The sequence below is a fragment of the Paracoccus sp. PAR01 genome, assembly GCF_014851995.1.
In the GTDB taxonomy this organism is placed as follows: Bacteria; Pseudomonadota; Alphaproteobacteria; order Rhodobacterales; family Rhodobacteraceae; genus Paracoccus; species Paracoccus litorisediminis.
Map to the genome: position 1 here is coordinate 50,820 of NZ_JACVAW010000006.1, position 17,437 is coordinate 68,256.

At 64.2% G+C, this 17,437-nt stretch carries 17 protein-coding genes; 16 read left to right on the top strand and 1 reads right to left on the bottom strand.

All coding sequences use genetic code 11. The features are described from left to right. The first annotated feature begins 71 nt into the window (after positions 1-71). Positions 72-1,076, top strand: coding sequence for a VOC family protein (locus tag IB235_RS11790; RefSeq protein WP_192336893.1), 1,005 nt, complete (start codon positions 72-74; stop codon positions 1,074-1,076). A 36-nt stretch (positions 1,077-1,112) separates the two neighbouring features. Here the strand turns inward: IB235_RS11790 and IB235_RS11795 are convergent, their stop codons facing one another. Continuing rightward, a complete protein-coding gene (locus IB235_RS11795; RefSeq protein WP_192336894.1) occupies positions 1,113-1,502 on the bottom strand; it encodes a 5-carboxymethyl-2-hydroxymuconate isomerase in 390 nt (129 codons plus the stop codon). 190 nt (positions 1,503-1,692) lie between these two features. On the opposite strand from IB235_RS11795, the gene IB235_RS11800 reads away from it, so the two are divergent. From IB235_RS11800 to IB235_RS11870, 15 genes are all read left to right on the top strand, one after another. Continuing rightward, the gene (locus IB235_RS11800) at positions 1,693-2,403 is read left to right on the top strand and encodes a dienelactone hydrolase family protein (RefSeq protein ID WP_192336895.1); all 711 of its coding nucleotides are present in this window, start codon (positions 1,693-1,695) and stop codon (positions 2,401-2,403) included. Between the two features lie 8 nt (positions 2,404-2,411). Continuing rightward, a complete protein-coding gene (locus IB235_RS11805; RefSeq protein ID WP_192336896.1) occupies positions 2,412-3,194 on the top strand; it encodes an SDR family oxidoreductase in 783 nt (260 codons plus the stop codon). After that, positions 3,194-3,589, top strand: coding sequence for a DUF4440 domain-containing protein (locus tag IB235_RS11810; protein WP_192336897.1), 396 nt, complete (start codon positions 3,194-3,196; stop codon positions 3,587-3,589). The genes IB235_RS11805 and IB235_RS11810 overlap by 1 nt, the downstream gene beginning before the upstream one ends. 109 nt (positions 3,590-3,698) lie before the next feature. Beyond that, positions 3,699-4,925, top strand: a complete 1,227-nt coding sequence (locus IB235_RS11815) for an MFS transporter (RefSeq protein WP_192336898.1) — start codon at positions 3,699-3,701, stop codon at positions 4,923-4,925. Between the two features lie 30 nt (positions 4,926-4,955). Beyond that, positions 4,956-6,254 (top strand): FAD-dependent monooxygenase, encoded by a 1,299-nt coding sequence (locus IB235_RS11820; RefSeq protein WP_192336899.1) that lies wholly within the window; start codon positions 4,956-4,958, stop codon positions 6,252-6,254. Between the two features lie 28 nt (positions 6,255-6,282). After that, complete coding sequence (locus tag IB235_RS11825) at positions 6,283-7,383, top strand: amidohydrolase family protein (RefSeq protein ID WP_225612247.1); 1,101 nt, start codon at positions 6,283-6,285, stop codon at positions 7,381-7,383. 57 nt (positions 7,384-7,440) lie between these two features. Beyond that, positions 7,441-8,319 carry a fumarylacetoacetate hydrolase family protein gene (locus IB235_RS11830; protein ID WP_192336900.1) on the top strand — a complete coding sequence of 293 codons (879 nt, stop codon included), beginning with the start codon at positions 7,441-7,443 and terminating at the stop codon, positions 8,317-8,319. Between the two features lie 118 nt (positions 8,320-8,437). Further along, positions 8,438-9,472, top strand: a complete 1,035-nt coding sequence (gene dctP, locus IB235_RS11835; RefSeq protein ID WP_192336901.1) for a TRAP transporter substrate-binding protein DctP — start codon at positions 8,438-8,440, stop codon at positions 9,470-9,472. Positions 9,473-9,554: 82 nt separating this feature from the next. Continuing rightward, positions 9,555-10,064 (top strand): TRAP transporter small permease, encoded by a 510-nt coding sequence (locus IB235_RS11840; protein WP_192336902.1) that lies wholly within the window; start codon positions 9,555-9,557, stop codon positions 10,062-10,064. Then, positions 10,064-11,359 (top strand): TRAP transporter large permease, encoded by a 1,296-nt coding sequence (locus IB235_RS11845; protein ID WP_192336903.1) that lies wholly within the window; start codon positions 10,064-10,066, stop codon positions 11,357-11,359. The genes IB235_RS11840 and IB235_RS11845 overlap by 1 nt, the downstream gene beginning before the upstream one ends. Positions 11,360-11,411: 52 nt before the next feature. Further along, the gene (locus tag IB235_RS11850) at positions 11,412-12,707 is read left to right on the top strand and encodes an SIP domain-containing protein (RefSeq protein ID WP_192336904.1); all 1,296 of its coding nucleotides are present in this window, start codon (positions 11,412-11,414) and stop codon (positions 12,705-12,707) included. A gap of 336 nt (positions 12,708-13,043) precedes the next feature. Further along, positions 13,044-13,862: a sugar phosphate isomerase/epimerase gene (locus tag IB235_RS11855; RefSeq protein WP_225612248.1), complete on the top strand. Its 819-nt coding sequence runs from the start codon at positions 13,044-13,046 to the stop codon at positions 13,860-13,862. A 67-nt stretch (positions 13,863-13,929) separates the two neighbouring features. Continuing rightward, on the top strand, positions 13,930-15,147 hold the full coding sequence (locus IB235_RS11860) for an ROK family transcriptional regulator (protein ID WP_192336906.1): 1,218 nt from the start codon (positions 13,930-13,932) through the stop codon (positions 15,145-15,147). Then, entirely contained in the window at positions 15,147-16,118 is a 972-nt protein-coding gene (locus IB235_RS11865) for a sugar kinase (RefSeq protein ID WP_192336907.1), read from the top strand. Before IB235_RS11860 ends, IB235_RS11865 begins: the two co-directional genes overlap by 1 nt. Then, a complete protein-coding gene (locus IB235_RS11870; RefSeq protein ID WP_192336908.1) occupies positions 16,118-17,392 on the top strand; it encodes a class II D-tagatose-bisphosphate aldolase, non-catalytic subunit in 1,275 nt (424 codons plus the stop codon). Before IB235_RS11865 ends, IB235_RS11870 begins: the two co-directional genes overlap by 1 nt. Positions 17,393-17,437 lie beyond the last annotated feature (45 nt).

Genomic DNA, 17,437 nt, shown 5'->3' on the forward strand with positions numbered 1-17,437 from the left:
ACGCTTGAGGCAGAAGCGGGCAGGGGGAAAATCCCTCTCATCTGGTCCAGCTTGCTGATGAGGAGAGAACCATGCACCTGCCCGATCCGGTCCTGAACCCGCCCTTCAACGTCACGCGCGCCAGCCATACCGTGCTGACCGTCCGCGACCTTGCCGCCAGCAAGGCGTTTTACACCGATCTGGTCGGGCTGGTGGTCAGCGACGAGGATGCAAACACCCTGTGGCTGCGCGGCCGCGAGGAGAACTGCCATCACAGTCTGGTGCTGGTCAAAGGCGAGGTTCCGGACTGTCCGCGCATCGGTTTCCGCGTGCTGACCGATGACGACATCCTGAAGGCCAAGGACCATTTCGACAGTATCGGCGTCGCCGCAAAGCTGGTCGATGTGGCCTATCAGGGCAAGACGCTGCAGGTCACGGATGCGATTGGGATGCCGGTCGAGTTCACCTCGTCCATGCCGCTGCGTGACCGCATGTTCATGGCTTATGACCGCTATCACGGCGCGGCGGCGCAGCGGTTGGACCATTGGCAGATCCAGGCGCAGGACGTGTGGAAGGCGTTCCGCTTCTGGCAGCCTTTGGGTTTTCGCACCTCGGAATATACCTATTCCGAAAACAGCTCGGAACAAGTGAACCTGTGGGGCGTCTGGATGCAGCGCAAGGGCAACCCGCATGATCTGGTCTTTACCAACGGCCTCGGCCCACGGCTGCACCATTTCGCCTATCTGCTGCGCGACGCCCATGATCTGGTCCATGCCTGCGACGTGGCGGGCAGCCTTGGCCTTGGTCGCAGGCTGGAACGCGGGCCGGGGCGGCACGGTATCTCGGGCGCGATGTTCTGCTATTTCCGCGATCCCGACGGCCACCGGATCGAGCTGTTCAACACCCATTACCAACATATCGACCTTGAGCCCCCGGTCGCGTGGAGCCTGTCCGATCCCCGCCGCGCCGATCAATGGGGCCTGCCCGCGCAGGCGAAATGGTTCAACGAGGCGACCAGCTTTGCCGGAACCGATCCGGTGCAGCCCTTGCTTTCGATTGAGCCGCCGACGCTGGAACGCTTCCTCGAAAATGCCTGAGCAATCGGGGCCAGATGCAATTCTGGCCCCGATTTTCTATACCTTGGCCATGTGGACATGGATCGAGTTGGTCTTCCACGCGCCTTCGGGGTCGGCCTGGTCGACATAGAAGGTGATGCCCAGCCCGCGCCGTGCGCTTTCCTCACGGAAATGCGCGACGGTGATGTCCCATGCCGTGGTGAAAAAGGCCTTGCGAAACTCGGCCGGACGGCCCGCGCCGATCCGGCAGGTCACGTTGACATAGGCATGGTCGGGGTTGCCATCGGCAATGACGTAATGGCTGACCGGGATGGCGCGGACCCGCACGCCTCCGGTCGGAAAGACATCCGGCGCGGTTCGGAAATGCGCGGCGATCTTCTGAAGCAACTCGTCGATGCGCCCGGTCGGTTCAAGATTGGCGGAATATTCCACGATGCAATGCGGCATGAAGGCCCTTTTTCGCTGCTGAAACGGCAGGGATCGGACCTTGCCGCGCGGACCTGTGCAACGAAAACCGCCCCGGATTTTCACCATGTGGAGTGCGCATGACGCATTTCGCAATGTGAACAGAACCGACCCCCGCGATTGCCCGCAGACCGCTGCCGCCTATCAAGATCGGCAAAACAAGGGGGCTGCGATGATCGCCGAGGATATCAGTTACAGTCAGGACGGGCTGACCATGTCGGGCCGTTTTGTCGCCCCCGACGGTTCGCGCGGCCTGCCGGGCATCCTGTTGGTGCATGGCGCGCATGGGCTGAACGGCTTTATCCTTGGCATTGCCGAAAGGCTGGCGGGGCAGGGCTTTGCGACTCTCGCGCTGGATCTGTGGGGCGGGCGCGAGCAGATCGCCGACCCGGCCCGGATCGGTGAGAAGCTGGGGGCATGTGTGCGCAACCCTGCTGGCTGGATGGCCCGTGTCGAGGCCGCTCACGCCCAGCTTGCCGCCCGGCCCGAAGTCGATCGCACCCGCATCGGCGCGCTTGGCTACTGTTTCGGCGGCACAAGCGTGCTGGAATATGCCCGCATCGGCGGCGCGGTTGCGGGTGTCGTCAGCTTTCACGGCGGGCTGGATCTGGTCTCGGATGACTGGGGTGCACAGTCGCGCGGCCCGGTGCTGATCTGTTCGGGACATGCCGATCCAATGGCCAAGCCCGAGGATATCTCTCGCCTGACCGCCGCCATGTCTGCCGCAGGCGTGGCATGGGAACTGGACCTTTACGGCGGGGTCAAGCACGCCTTCACCGAACCTGACGCGCCGGGGCGTCCGCCGTTTGCGGCCTATGACGCCCGCGCAGATCGCCGCTCATGGGCCGCAATGAGCACATTTTTCAATGACATCTTTTCCTGAGGAAGATCATGGATCTGGGAATTTCCGGCCGTCTGGCCTTTGTCTGCGCCTCGTCGCAGGGCTTGGGCCTTGCCTGCGCCACGGCCCTGGCGCGCGAGGGGGCGCGGGTCGTCCTGAACGGCCGTGATGCGGAAAAGCTCGCCCGCGTGGCCGAAGCCTTGCGCGCCGACCTGCCCGGCGCGGATGTCGATTTCATCGCCGCCGAACTGACCAGACCCGAGGACCGCGCCGCGATCTTGCAGCGCTTCCCCAAGGTGGACATCCTTGTCACCAACAATGCAGGCCCGCCCCCCGGCGCGCTGGCCGATTGGGATGAGGCCGCGCTGCTATCCGCGATGGGGGCCAATATGATCCCGGCGGTGCAACTGATCCGGGCATGGGTGCCGGGGATGCAGACGCGCCGTTTTGGACGGGTGGTCAATATCACCTCGGCCATGGTGAAGGCGCCGCATTACATGATGGGGCTTTCGACCTCGGCCCGCGCGGGGCTGACCGCGATCTGCAAGGCGATCTCGCGCGAGGTGGTGGCGGACAATGTCACCATCAACAATATCCTGCCCGAGCGCATCGACACGCCGCGGCAGGAATTCATGGCGCAGCGGCTGATGGCGCGCGAGGGGATCACCCGAGATGAGGCCCGCGCCCGCGCCAGCAGCACCATTGCCGCGAAACGCTTCGGCCTGCCCGGTGAATTCGGGGATGCCTGCGCCTTCCTCTGCTCGGCGCAGGCCGGGTTCATCTCGGGGCAGAACCTGCAACTGGATGGCGGCAGCTATGAGGGGCTGGTCTGATGGCGCTGATCGATCACGGCAGCGCGCTGGGGCAGGAGATCCTTGCCTTTGAGGCCACGCGACAGGCGGCGCTGATCGCCGCCGATCCGGCAGCTTTGGCGCGCATCCTGCATGATGATCTGACCCATGTGCACAGCTCGGGGCAGGTCCATGGCAAGGGTGAATTCATCGCGCATGTCGGGCGGATGGGCGGTTTTGTCGCCATCACGCGCGGCGCGCTGGAGCTGCGCAGCCTGGGCGACGGCGTGCTGATCACCGGTCCCAGCCTGAACTGCGTGCGCCGCATCGATACGGGCGAGCTGGTCGATCTGGACGGCTTCAGCGCCATCGCCGCGGTCCGGACCGCTGAGCGCTGGCAGGTGCTGCTGTCGCAGATGACCCTGCTTCGGAAGTGAACCTGAGAGGCGGCCCATTCAGGACCGCTTCCGCAATATGAACATTCGCGGAGGTTCCGTTGGCCTGCATCGCCCTCATGGATCAGGCTGACGGCAAGGGAGGAAAACCATGTCGACCATCATCAAGGCACCGCTGGCGCGGGTTCTGATCATCTACGGTCTTGGCGTCGCCGCCGCCATGTGCGTCAGCGAGGCCGTGACCGAACTGGGCAAGATCGCCGCCGAGTTTCATCCGCCCTCGCGCTCGACCATCGGCTGGGTCATGTCGATGCCCTCGCTGATCGTGGCGCTTGGGGCGCTGATCTCGGGCTATTTCGTCGACCGGATCGGCGATCGCCGCGTGCTGTTCACCGGCGTTCTGGTCATGATCGCAGGCGATCTGCTGACCACGGCGGCGCCGTCGCTGGGCTGGCTGCTGGCGGCGCGGGCGGTCACCGGGCTGGGCTATGTCCTTGCCGCGGTGGCGGCGGTGACGACGCTGATCCGCATGACCTCGGGGCAGCAGCGCAGCATGGCGCTGGCGCTGTGGTCGACATTTGTCCCGATGAGCTTCCTGCTGCCCTTCCTTTCGGCAGGACTGGCCGACCGCTTCGGCACCTGGCGCGCGGCATTCGGTTTCCACGTCGTGCTGCTGATCGTTCTGCTGGTGCTGGCGGTGCTGGCCATCCCGGCACGGGATACGGGCAGCCGCTCGGACCGGGCGCGCGGGGCAGGGCGGGTGCTGCGTTCGCCCATGGTCTATCTGCTGGGGATTTCCTTTGCCGGGGATTCCTTCCTGCAGACCGGGGTTCTGGCGACGCTGGGCCATTATCTGGGCGCGAAATACGGCATCGAGGAAGTCGCGGTGGCGCATTGGAGCGCGGTCTCGATGATCTCGAACGCGTTGGCTTGCCTCTCGGTCGGGCTGATGCTGCGCCGGGGCGTTTCCAGCCGCGCCATCACCACGCTGGGCATGGCAATCACCGGGATTGCGGGCTTGGCGCTTTACGGAACCGCGCCGGGCTTCATGGCCTCGATCGTCACCGTCTGGGTGCTGATGTTCGGCAGCGGGCTGCTGGTCGGGATGTGGACGCTGGTCCCCTTTACCGCGCCATCGTCCGACAGCATCGGCGCAACCTCGGGGCTGGTGACGCAGATCACGCTGCTGGGCGTGCTGCTGGGGCCGCCCGCCTTTTTTGCCGCGCAGGCCGCCGTCACGGCTGCCCCGCAACTTCTGGTCTTCCTGTCGGCACTGGGGCTTTGCGCGCTGCGCTACCCGGTCTGCCGCCTTGCGGATCGGGCACCCGCCCGACACCCCACCGAAACCATCGGGTCGCTGGCTGAAAGCAGCCACTGAACCCACCCCCTGATATCCAAGGAGAAATCCATGCTCGACATCGCCATCATCGGTGCCGGCCCGGGCGGGCTTGCGACCGCGCTGCGCCTGCACCAGCAGGGCTTCAACCCGAAAATCTATGAGGCCGCCCCCGAATTGAAGCCCTTGGGCGTCGGCATCGACATCAAGGTCTATGGCACCAAGGAAGTGACCGAGATGGGCCTGCTGGAGGAGTTCCAGAAGATCTCGGTCGAGGCGCTGGACTCGGTCTTCTATACCGGCCACGGGCAAGAGATCTTCGCCGAAAACTGCGGCAAGCATATCGGCTACGACCACGAGCAGCGCTTTGTTCATCGTGGCACCTTCCAGATGATGCTGCGCGATGCGGTGCTGGAACGGCTTGGCTCCGACGCGATCACCCTTGGCGCACGTCTGCAGGGTTTCGAGCAGGACGATAGCGGCGTCACCATGCAGTTCGAGGGAGGGCCGGGAACCGTCCGCGCCGATGTGATGATCGGGGTCGATGGCATCCATTCGGCGGTGCGCAAGCAGTTGGTGCCCGACAGCACCCGCACGCATTACTCGGGCGTCGCCATGTGGCGCGGCGTGACCGTGATGCCGCCCTTTGCCGGTGGCGGGCGCATCCTGCATATCGGCGACCCAATCCGTCAGGGCAGCCTGATCGTCTATCCGATCGCCAATGACGAGGACGGGCAGGGCAACCAGTTGGTGAACTGGGTCTGTGAGCAGCAGGGCAAGCCCAAGGGCCTTGAGGACTGGAATGTCCGCGTCCAGCCCGATGAAATCTCCCATGTCTTTGACGAGGTGAAGCTGGACTTCCTGAACGTGGGCGAAATGATCCGCAACGCGTGCGAGGTCTATATCTATCCGCTGATCGACAATGACCCGCTAGAGCAATGGTCATTCGGCCGGGTCACGCTGCTGGGCGATGCGGCGCATGCCATGTATCCGCGCGGCGGCAATGGCGTCTGTCAGGCGCTGGTCGATGCCCGCGTCATCGCCGAGAAGCTGGCCGAAATCCCCGATCCCGTGGCCGCGCTGCAAGCCTATGAGGGCGCGCGCCGCGAGATGGTGAACCGCCTTGTCATCGCCAATCGCGGCGAGGGGCCGGAAGTCATCCGCCGTCTGGTCGAGGAAAAGTCGAACGGCCAGCCCTTCGACCATATCGACAATGTCATTCCCCGCGCCGAGGTCGAGGCGCTGTTCATGGAATACCACCGCATGGCCGGGATGAAGCGCCCCGACGATGCCCAGAAGGACGGCGCGTTCAAGCCCGTCTTCACCGAAGCCACCATGCGCAAGACCGCCGCCGCCGCGGACATTCGCTGACCCTATAACCGATCCACAGGAAAGTATGATGATGGACGATATCACCAAGCCGCGCGCCGATCGCGCAAACCCCGCCGCAACCAAGCCGCGCGTCATCGACGCCAATATGCATTGGCTGCCCGACACGCTGTTCACCGATGAAAAGCTGCGCGAGGCGATGATGAACTGCATCCCGCGCCAGCACGGCGTCCATGTCCGTATGGAGCCGGTCCCGATGAAGGACATCCGCCAGATCATCATCGAGGAACCGAAAGGCGTGGTGAACATCAACTACGCCGAGGGCCAGTACAATATCGAAAGCCAGCTGGCCGACATGGACAAGGCCGGCATCGATCAAGCCGTGTTCCGCATCCCGGTCTGGCAGGAATGGCTGGATCTGGACTGCTCGAAGCGCCTGAATGACGGGTTGGCAGATTACGTCTCTCGTTCGAATGGGCGCTTCACCGCGCTGGCGGTCTGTCCGCCCTGGGGCAAGAAGGACATGATCGCCGAGGTGCAACGCTGCATCGACGATCTGGGCTTCAAGGGCGTCCAGATGGCCTGCAAATACGGCGATATCTATCTGGATGACGAGGCCTTCTACCCCTATTTCGAGTTCATCAACGACCGCAAAATCCCGGTCGTCGTCCACCACACGCCGCTGCCGGTGAATTACGGCTCGATCCTGTCGTTCAACAACCAGCGCCGCCAATATGGCCGCTGCATCGCCCAAGGCACTGCCGTGGGCCGCGAGCTGTTCTCGGGCCTTTTCGACCGCTTCCCGAACCTGCGGCTTTCGCATTCCATGCTGGGCGGCGGCTTCTTTGCCTTTGCCGACATGCTGGTGCCAAAACCGCGCCACAGCTACGGCGACGCGGTGGACCGTTTTGACACCGGCAGTTCCAACCTGCGCGAGAAGCTGACGAACAACCTGTTCTTCGACATTTCGGGTCCGCCGCAATGGGGCAAGAAGCAGTTGGAATGCGCGGTCGAAGTGCTGGGCGAGGACAACATCCTTTACGGAGCCTCTTATCCGATCCGCAAGGACTGGTTCTTTGACGGCGTGCCGACGGTCGAGGCGCTGGATATCTCGGATGAGGCCAAGACCAAGATATTTGCCCGCAATGCCGAGAAGTTCTTCGGGTTGTGATCCTGCCGGGCCGGGCCGCAGCGGCCCGGTCCTTTCCCCTGACGCAAGGTTCAAGACATGAAACTCGCCCGCTTCACCCAAGCCGGCCAGACCCGTATCGGCAAGGTCGAGGGTAACCGCATCATCGACCTGTCCCCGGTGCTGGGAGCGGATGCCCCCATTCGCGAGGTGCTGGCCGATCTGCCGCGCCTGCGCGCCAGCCTTGAGGCCGCGACCGGCCCGGCTTTCGCGCTGGACGCGGTGCGGCTGGAAGTGCCGGTGCCGGACCCGCAGAAATTCCTGGCCATCGGCATGAACTACCAGAAACACGCTGATGAGGCCCGCGCTGCAGGCATCACCATCCCGACCAGCCAGATGTGGTTCAACAAGCAGGTCTCGTGCCTGAATGCGCCCTTCGACCCGGTGGTGAAACCCGAGGCCTCGGACAAGGTCGATTATGAAATCGAGCTGGGCGTGGTCATAGGTCGACGCTGCCGCCATGTCGCCCGCGAGGATGCGCGGTCGGTCATCGCGGGCTATGTCATCGTGAACGATGTCTCGGCGCGGGACTGGCTGCCGCGCTCGCCCACCTTCACCTTGGGCAAGTCCTTTGACACGCATGGTCCGGTCGGGCCTTGGATCACCACCGATGACGAGATCCGCGACCCATTGGATCTGGGCATGAGGCTGTGGGTCAATGACGAGCTGCGTCAGGACGGGCGCACCAACGACATGATCTACGACATTTACGACCAGATCGAGTATCTCAGCACGGTGATGACGCTAGAGCCGGGCGACATTCTGGCCACCGGCACGCCCTCGGGGATCGGCGCACCGACCGGTCGTTTCCTGAAACCCGGAGACCGCATGCGTCTGGAAATCGAGGCGCTTGGCGCCATCGAATCCGAGATCATCGCGGAAACGGTCCCGGCGCGGGTCGCAGAACCCGCCCAGTGACGCGGCTTTCCGCAATGTGAACACCCGGTCGCGGCGGGCTTTGTGCCTGCCGTGACGCAGGGAATGATCATCAAAAATCCGGCGAGGAGCGAGCGCCGGAAATCCAAGGGAGGAAATGATGAACCGACTGAAAGCGGCTTTGGCCGCCTCTGCCGTCATGCTTGCGCCGGTCTTTGCCGCGCCCGCGCTGGCGGAAACCGAGCTGATCTTCAACAGCTACCTGCCGCCGCATGATGAGCTTTACCAGATCGCCATCCGCGATTTCGCCGCCGCCATCGAGAAGGAATCCGCAGGCGGGATCAAGGTCACCATCCCCGACACCTCGCTGGCCCCCTCGGACCGGCAATATGAGATGGTGCGCGACGGCATTGCCGATATGGCTATCGTCTCGACCGGGGGCGTGCCGCAACTGGTGGCGATGAACAAGATCGGCGATCTGCCGTTCAACTCGCCCTCGGCCCGCGCGGCTTCGATCGCTTTGTGGGAGACCTACAACACCTATTTCCTGCCCTTTGACGAATTCAAGGGCGTCAAGGTCCTGTCCACCAATGTCCTGCCCGGTCGCCAGATCCTGTCGGTGGGCAAGTTGCAGGCGAAAACGGTGGCCGACCTCAAGGGCGCGAAACTGTGGTCGCCGCCCGGTGCCTTGTCCGAGGCGGTAAAGAAACTGGGCGCGGTCCCGGTCAATTCGGAATTCACCGACCTGCAGGAATACGTGACCAAGGGCACGGTCGATGCGATGGTCATGGCCCCGAATTCGGCCAAGGGTGCGCGGGTTCTGGAATATGTCACCGGCATGACCCAGATTCCCGGCGGCCTCGGCTCGCTTTCCTTCGCGGTCTTCATCTCGCAGGAGCGTTGGGATCAGTTGACGCCTGAGGAACAGCAGGCGATCCAGCGCGCCGCCGATGGCTTGCCCGCCCGGACCGGTGCCGCCGCGGATGAGGTTCTGGCCAAACTTGCCCCCGAGATGGCCAAGGTCCCGACCGAAAATCTGGAAGGCGCGCAGCTTGACGAGTTCACGACCCTGCTGCAGGCGCGGATCGACGAATGGAAAGAGCGCGCCGCCAAGAAGGGGCTTTCCGATCCCGATGAGGTCCTGACCTTCTACCGCGATGTCCTCGCGCGCGAGGCCAAGGCCAGCGGCAGTTGATCCCCCCGAAACCGCGTCTCTCTCTCGGGCCCGCACGTCACGCCTTGGCGTGCGGGTTCGCGCATTCGCAAGGAGCCCCCTCATGTTTCTGACCTTCAATCGCTGGCTTGGCTGGATCTGCGCCGCGATTTCCGGCCTATCGCTGATCCTGATGACGCTTGTGGCCTTCATCGACAGCATCGGCCGCCAGATCGGCAAGCCGCTGCCCGGCGCGGGCGAATATGTCACCTTCGCGCTGATGATTTTCTTTTTCGCCGCCATGCCGCTGGTCATGCGCGACGATGCCCATATCCGCGTGGGCCTGTTTTCGGACCTTTACAAGCCGCGCCTGACCCGGATCGAGCGCCGCTTTACCGGCCTGTTCGAGGTCTTCGCCATGGCCGGTTTGGGTTGGATGATGTTCGATCAGGCGGGTCGGCTGGACCGTTTCGGCACGCTTTCGGTCTATTTCGAAATCCCGATGGCCCCTTGGACCTATGCCAGCGCCGGTTTCTGCGCCGTCGCGGTCTGGTTCGCCGTCCTTGGCCTGCGCCACGCCCTGAACGAACGCGGCCCCTATCCCCATGCCCTGCCTGACGAGGAAAATCCCTGATGCTGACCCTATTCGTTTTCAGCGCGCTGTTGGGGCTGATCGCCTTTACCCGCGTGCCGCTGGGCTTTGCCATGATGCTGGTCGGCACCGGCGGCATCGCCGCGATCCATCCCAAGGGCATCGGCGCGGCTTTGGCCATTGCCGAGCAGCAGGTGGTCAAGAACGCCACCAACTACCAGTTCTCGGCCCTGCCGCTGTTCATCCTGATGGGCGTGTTCATCGTCAAGGCGAGCCTTGCCGAAGAACTGTTCGAGGCCGCGCGCCGCTGGTTCGGGCGTTTCCGGGGCGGGCTGGGCATGGCGACCATCGTCGCCTGCGGCGGGTTTTCGGCCATGTGCGCCTCGTCCTCGGCGGCGGCGGCGACCATGGCCAAGATCGCCATCCCGGAAATGGACCGCGCGGGTTATGATCCGGGCTTCTCGGCAGGCTCTATTGCGGCTGGCGGCACCATGGGCGTGCTGATCCCGCCTTCGGGGGCGCTGATCATCTATGCCCTGCTGACCCAGCAGAATGTCAGCGAACTTTTCGTCGCGGGCATCCTGCCGGGGCTGGCGCAGGTGGTGATCTATGTCGGCGTCATGGCGGTGATCGCGATGCTGCGCCCGGAATGGGCCCCGCGCGACCGCCAGTTCACCACGCGCGAAAAATGGTCCGCACTTGGCAAGATCTGGGGGGTGGCCGTGCTGTTTTCGCTGATCATGGCGGGGCTGGTGAAGGGTTGGTTCACCGCGACCGAAGCCGGAGGCATCGGCGCAGGCGGGGCCTTTGTGCTGCTGGTCCTGCGCCGCAAACTGACATGGGCGGTGCTGGTCGACAGCCTACTGGAGGCCGCGCGCATCTCGACCATGATCTTCATCGTGGCGGCGGGGGCGCTGGTCCTGAACCAGTTCATCAACCTGTCCGGCGTCTCGGGACAGGCGATCCGCTATATCCAGTCGCTTGACCTTAGCCCGGCGATGATCGTGGCCTGCCTGCTGGTTTTCTATCTGGTGCTGGGCTGTCTGATGGACGGCTTTGCCATGATCTTCCTGACCGTGCCCATCGTCGCCCCAATCATCGAGGGTCTGGGCTATGACCTTGTCTGGTGGGGGATCGTCACCGTGATCGTGGTCGAGATCAGCCTGATCACGCCTCCGGTCGGGCTGAATGTCTTCATCCTGAAAGCCATGCTGCCCAAGCTGCCGGTCATGCGGATCTTTCGCGGGATCGTCCCCTATGTCGCGGCGGATTTCCTGCGGCTGGCGCTGATCCTGATCTTCCCGGCCATGGCGCTGTGGCTGCCCGGAATGTTGTGATCGTTTTACGATATATCTTGAAATACGATATATCGTAAACTACATTCGCTGCATGAGACATCATCACCCCCATAACAAACACAAAGGCCACGGCGGACATCGCCGTGGCCGCGGTCCTTTGGATTACGGCGATCTGCGCCTGCTTTTGCTGGCGCAGATCGCGGACAGCCCCAGCCATGGCTATGAGTTGATCCGCCAGATCGAGGCACGCAGCGCGGGTCGCTATGTTCCCAGCCCCGGCGTGATTTATCCGACGTTGGCCTGGCTTGAGGACATGGGCTTTGTCGCGGCCATGGCGGAATCCGGGCGCAAGTCCTTTGCCATCACCGATCCGGGCCGGGCTTTCCTGACCGCCAATCGCGCCACGACCGACACGCTTCTGGCCCGCGACTGGAGCAGGGACGACGACCGCGACCCCATCCGCGCCGGCATGCAGGCGATCAAGCAGGCCCTGACCGAGGTGCTGAAACCGGGCGATCCCGGCCAAGAACGCGTTGCCTCGATCGCCGCATTGCTGCAAAGCACGGCACAGACCATTCGCAGCCAGTCCGTCCCGGGCCAAGCCAATACCCAAAGCAGCCGCCACGGCGGCAGGACGACCCAGATGGAACCTATCATTACCCGCCACCGCTTCGACATCCGCCGCCGCACCCTGACCGTGCAGGAAAAGCTGTGGATCACGCCGAAGATGATCCGCTTTGTGCTGTTCAGCGAGGAACTGGCCGATTTCGAAAGCCTCGGCCCCGACGATCACGTCAAGCTGTTCTTCGACATCGGCGGCGAAGGCCCGGCGATGCGCGACTACACCCCGCGCGCCTTTGACCGTCAGGCCCGGACGCTGACCCTTGACTTCGCGGTGCATGAGGCCGGTCCGGCGACGCAATGGGCCGTTGACGCAAAGCTGGGCGATACGCTGAACATCGGCGGCCCGCGCGGCTCGGCGGTGGTGGCGCCGATCTTTGACTGGTGGCTGCTGATCGGCGACGAAACCGCGCTGCCCGCCATGGGCCGCTGGGTCGAAGAAATGCCCGAGGGTACGCAGGTCGCGACGCTGGGTCTGGTCACCGAGGCGGCCGAGGAGCAGCTCTGGTCCACCCGCGCCACGCATGAGGCGGCATGGTCGCACCGTGCCGATCCCGCCGATCCCGCCCCCGTGCTGGAGGCCGCGGCGCAGCTGGACCTGCCCGAAGGCAAGGGCTTCATCTGGATCGCCGCCGAAGCCGGCGTCGCCCGCGCCCTGCGCGACCACTTCCAGAAGGAACGCGGCCATCCCCGCGAGTGGCTCAAGGCCGCTGGATACTGGCTGAAGGGTCAGGCCGACGCGCAGGAAAAGCTGCTCGAAGACTGACGTAAAGCTAACCCCGAACCGATCCATTCGAGGGCGGTTCGGGGCGCAAAATCGGGCGCAACTCCGGCTGCGCCCGGACTAAGCGGTTGCTGCTGGCATCTGTCCGATCATGCCATTCCCTGTAATATGCATGAACTAAATACAAATATGTCAGCTATCGTATCTGCGACATTGCATGGCGGATACTCTTGCCAAATTCCCTATATAATTAATAGTTGCGCCTCCATCCAAAAATCCTGACCATGGCCCCAGACGCACAGCGAGTCGGAGGAGTTCGCTATGGGACGGTTGGGTATCCACTCATTTGTATGGACTGGCGGCCAAACCCAGGAGGGGTTGGAAACGGCGCTTCGCAAGACCGCAGAACATGGCTACCGAACCATCGAATTCGCCTATCTGCGGCCGGAAAAGTTCGATCTGGACCGTCTGGCGCAGTCGCTGGATGTTCAGATCGGCGTGACCATGGGCCTGCCGCTGGACAAGGATATTTCCAGCGAGGATGACGCGTCGGTCGCCGCAGGAGCAGCGCTGCTGGCCGATGCGGTGCGGGCGGTGCGCGACGTGGGCGGCAACAAGCTGGGCGGGATCCTTTATTCAGCCCATACGAAATACAACCGGCTGCCGACGCGGCGTGGTTGGGACAACAGCGTCACGACCATCGCCCGGATCGCCGATATCGCCCGCGAAGCGGGCGTCGATCTGGTGCTGGAAGTCGTCAACCGATTCGAGACAAATCTTCTGAACACCACGGCGCAGGGCCTGAAATTCATTGAAGAAACCGGATCGGATCACGTGCGGCTGCATCTGGATACCTTTCACATGAACATCGAAGAGGCCAATCCGGCCGCGGCCATTCGGCTTGCCGGTGACAAGATCGGTTATTTCCATATCGGGGAAAGCAATCGCGGCTATCTGGGCGACGGGGTCATCGATTTCGACAAGACCTTCGATGCGCTGCTGGACATCGATTATCAGCGCGACATCGTCTTTGAAAGCTTCTCGACCGCCGTCGTCGATGAGGCGCTGTCGCTGACCTGCGCGATCTGGCGCGACACCTGGACCGAGAACGATCCCTTGGCAGCCCATGCCAAGCGCTTCATCGAGCAGAAGATGGACGAGGCCCGCCGCCGCCGCGCCACCAATGCGCGTCCCTGAATGGCGTTGGTGGCCAGCGGCGCGGGCGCTATCCTGCGGTATTGACTGAAATTCTGGGAATGACCCCGTGCACGAAATCGTTTCGACTGGCAGTTCGCCGCGCCGCATCAGGATCAGCAATGCTGTGGCGGCATTGACGATCCTGCACAGTTCCGGCTGCATGAGCCGCGCCGATCTGGCCCGGCGGCTGGGGCTGAACCGGTCCTCGTCTGGGCAGATCGTGGGCGAGCTGACCCAAGGCGGTCTCGTCCGCGAGGTCGAGGATCGCACCGTCCCGCCGCAGACCGGACGAACGCGGGCAGGGCGGCCCGGCATCCTTCTGGAACTGGTCCCGGACGCCGTCTTCTTCGTCGGGATCGAGATCGGGGTCGAACACATCTCGGCCGTGGTGATGGATCTGAGCGGTCGCGTGGTTCTGACCCGCAAGCGCGCCTTTGATGCGCCCTCCGCCCCGGTCGAACAGGCGGTGGCCGAAGCCGTCGATCTGGTCTTCGCGGCCATGGACCCGGTCATGGTCGCGCGCTGTCAGGGCATCGGGGTTTCGGCCCCGATGCATATCCGCCCCGATGGCCGGGTCAGGCTGGCACCGCTGATCGGCTGGCGCGGTGTGGCGCTGGTCGAAATGATCCGGGCAGCGCTGCCGGCGCCCCTGCCGATCATGATCGAGAACGACGCCAACGCCTTTGCCATCGGTGACAGCTACAAGCGCGGCCCCTCGGGCGTGATCCTGTTTCTGGTCATGGAGACGGGCATCGGCGGCGGCATCCTGATCGACGGCAAGCTGTTTCGTGGCGGGCATGGGTTGGCGGGAGAGATTGGCCATATGGTCCTGACGCAGGCGGGCGACAAAACGCTGGAACAGTTGATCGGACGCGAAACTCTGGTCGGACGCTACCGGGCCGCTATCGGGCGCACAGACGTCGACCTGCAGAATTTCCTGACCGGCGTGCGCGACCGCGAACCCGAGGCCGTGACCATCGCCGAGGACTGGTCGCGGCATCTGGCGCTGGCGCTGGTGCAAGCCTGTCGGCTGATCGACCCCGAGCGGATCGTGCTGGGCGGTTCGATCTCGGCGCTTTACCCGCTGGTCTCGGCGCGGGTGGCCGCGCATATGCGGGCGATGCAATCGGTCGATTTTCCCGCTCCGCAGATCGCGGTGGACGAGGACGCCGAATTCGGCTCGGCCTTTGGCGCGGCCTGCCTGCTGCATCAACGCTTCCTGTCGCCCGAAAGCGACGTGCTGGGCGGCACCGAGCCCGCCGATCATGACAAGGAGATTGCCTGATGCCGCTTTCCGCCGCAACGCTGGGCCCGACCGTCACCGTCGGCGAGATTCTGGTCGAGATCATGGCCACGACCATCGGCCCCGGCTTTCTGACCACGCAGCCCCTGATCGGCCCCTATCCCAGCGGCGCGCCGGCGATCTTCATCGATCAATGCGGGCGGATGGGCTGTCCCTCGGCGATGATCGGGGCGGTCGGCGGCGATGATTTCGGGCGGGTCAATCTGGACAGGTTGCAGCGGGACGGGGTCGATATTTCGGCGGTGGCGATCGACCCGGCCTTTCCGACAGGCAGCGCCTTTGTCCGCTACCGCGACGACGGCACCCGCGATTTCGTGTTCAATATCGCCACGTCGGCTGCTGCGCGTTTTGGCTGGACCGACAGGGTTCAGCACCTGATCGCCAGCGCGGGCCATCTGCATGTGATGGGCTCGGCGCTGACCATGCCAAGCGCCTGCGAGGTGATCGATCAGGCCGTTGGCATCGTCAAGGCGCGGGGCGGTTCGCTTTCGGTGGACCCGAACCTGCGCAAGGAATTGCAGCTTGCCCCTCAGATCGAGGCCCGCTTTGCCCGGCTTGTCGCGCAGGCGGATTTGCTGCTGCCCTCGGGCGATGAGCTTGAGCGCGCGGCGGGTATCGACGGCGAAGCGGCGGCGGTCGCGCGGCTGCTTGGCTTGGGGGTGGAGGAAATCGTGCTGAAACGCGGTGCGCAAGGCGCCACCTGCTTTGGCCGCGACGGCAGCCGGGTCGATGCCGCGCCATTCCGCGTCACCGAAATCGACCCGACCGGGGCGGGCGACTGCTTTGGCGGGGCCTATGTGGCCAGTCGTCGGTTGGGGCTGCCGGTCGAACAGGCGCTGACCTATGCCTGCGCCGCCGGTGCGCGCAACGTCACCTTCCGCGGCCCGATGGAAGGTGCCGGGACCCGCGCCGAGCTGGACGGCTTCATTGCCAGCACGCCGAGGGGTTTCTGATGCCGTTGGATCTGCTGACCTTGGCCGCAATGCGGCGGCAGGATCATGTGCGGGGCATCACCTCGGTCTGTTCGGCCCATCCGGTGGTACTGCGCGCGGCGCTGCGCTTTGCCCGCGACCATGGCAGCGCGGCGCTGATCGAGGCCACCTGCAATCAGGTCAATCATCGGGGCGGCTATACCGGCATGCAGCCCGCAGATTTCGCCGCGCTGGTCCATGACATCGCCGCATCCGAGGGCTGTCCACCCGAACTGATCCTTCTGGGCGGCGACCATCTGGGCCCGAACCCATGGCGCGACCGCGCGGCCGGGGATGCGCTGGCCGAGGCGGAACGGATGGTCGAGGCCTATGTCGCCGCCGGGTTCCGCAAGATCCATCTGGATGCCTCGATGGGCTGCCGGGATGAGCCCGCAGCGCTTGACGATGAAACCACCGCCCGTCGCGCCGTGCGTCTGGCCGCCATGGCCGAGGCCACCGCGAAACGGTTGAACCTGCCGCCGCCACTTTACGTCATCGGCACCGAGGTTCCCCCGCCCGGCGGCGCGGATCATGCCATTGACGGGCTCCTGCCGACCTCGGCCAAGGCGGCAGAACAGACGATCGCCATTCATCGTCGGGTCTTTTCCGAGGCCGGGCAGAGCGCCGCCTTTGCCCGCGCGATCGCCCTGGTGGTGCAGCCCGGCGTCGAATTCGGCAACCGCAATGTCATCGCCTATGATCCGGGCCTAAGCCGCGACCTGACCGCCCTGCTGACGGATGAGCCGCAATTCATCTATGAGGCGCATTCCACCGACTATCAGGGGCCCATCGCGCTGGCGGCGCTGGTCGAAGACGGCTTTCCGATCCTCAAGGTCGGCCCTGAACTGACCTTTGTCCTGCGCGAGGCGCTTTACGCGCTGGACCTGATTGCCTCGGACCTGTTGTCGGATTACGGCGACCGGCCGCTGCGCAACACGATGGAGGCGCTGATGCTGGCCGAACCCGGTCATTGGGCGCAGCATTATGACGGCAATGCCGATGAGCAGCGGTTGATGCGGCATTATTCGCTGTCTGACCGCATCCGCTACTATTGGACCCGGCCCAAGGCGGCTGCGGCCGTCGACCGGCTGATGACGGCGCTGTCTGGTCAATCCGTACCCGCGCCGCTTTTTCACCAATATTTGCCAGCTGCCCGCCATTTCGCGGGCAACCCGCTTGACCCGCAAGAGGTCCTGATCTGGCGCATAGGGCAAATTCTTGGGGCCTATCACACCGCAGGCAGGGCCGAGCCTTAAGCAAGATCGCGCCCGCATTGCCCGACCGGGGCGGCGATTTTCCGC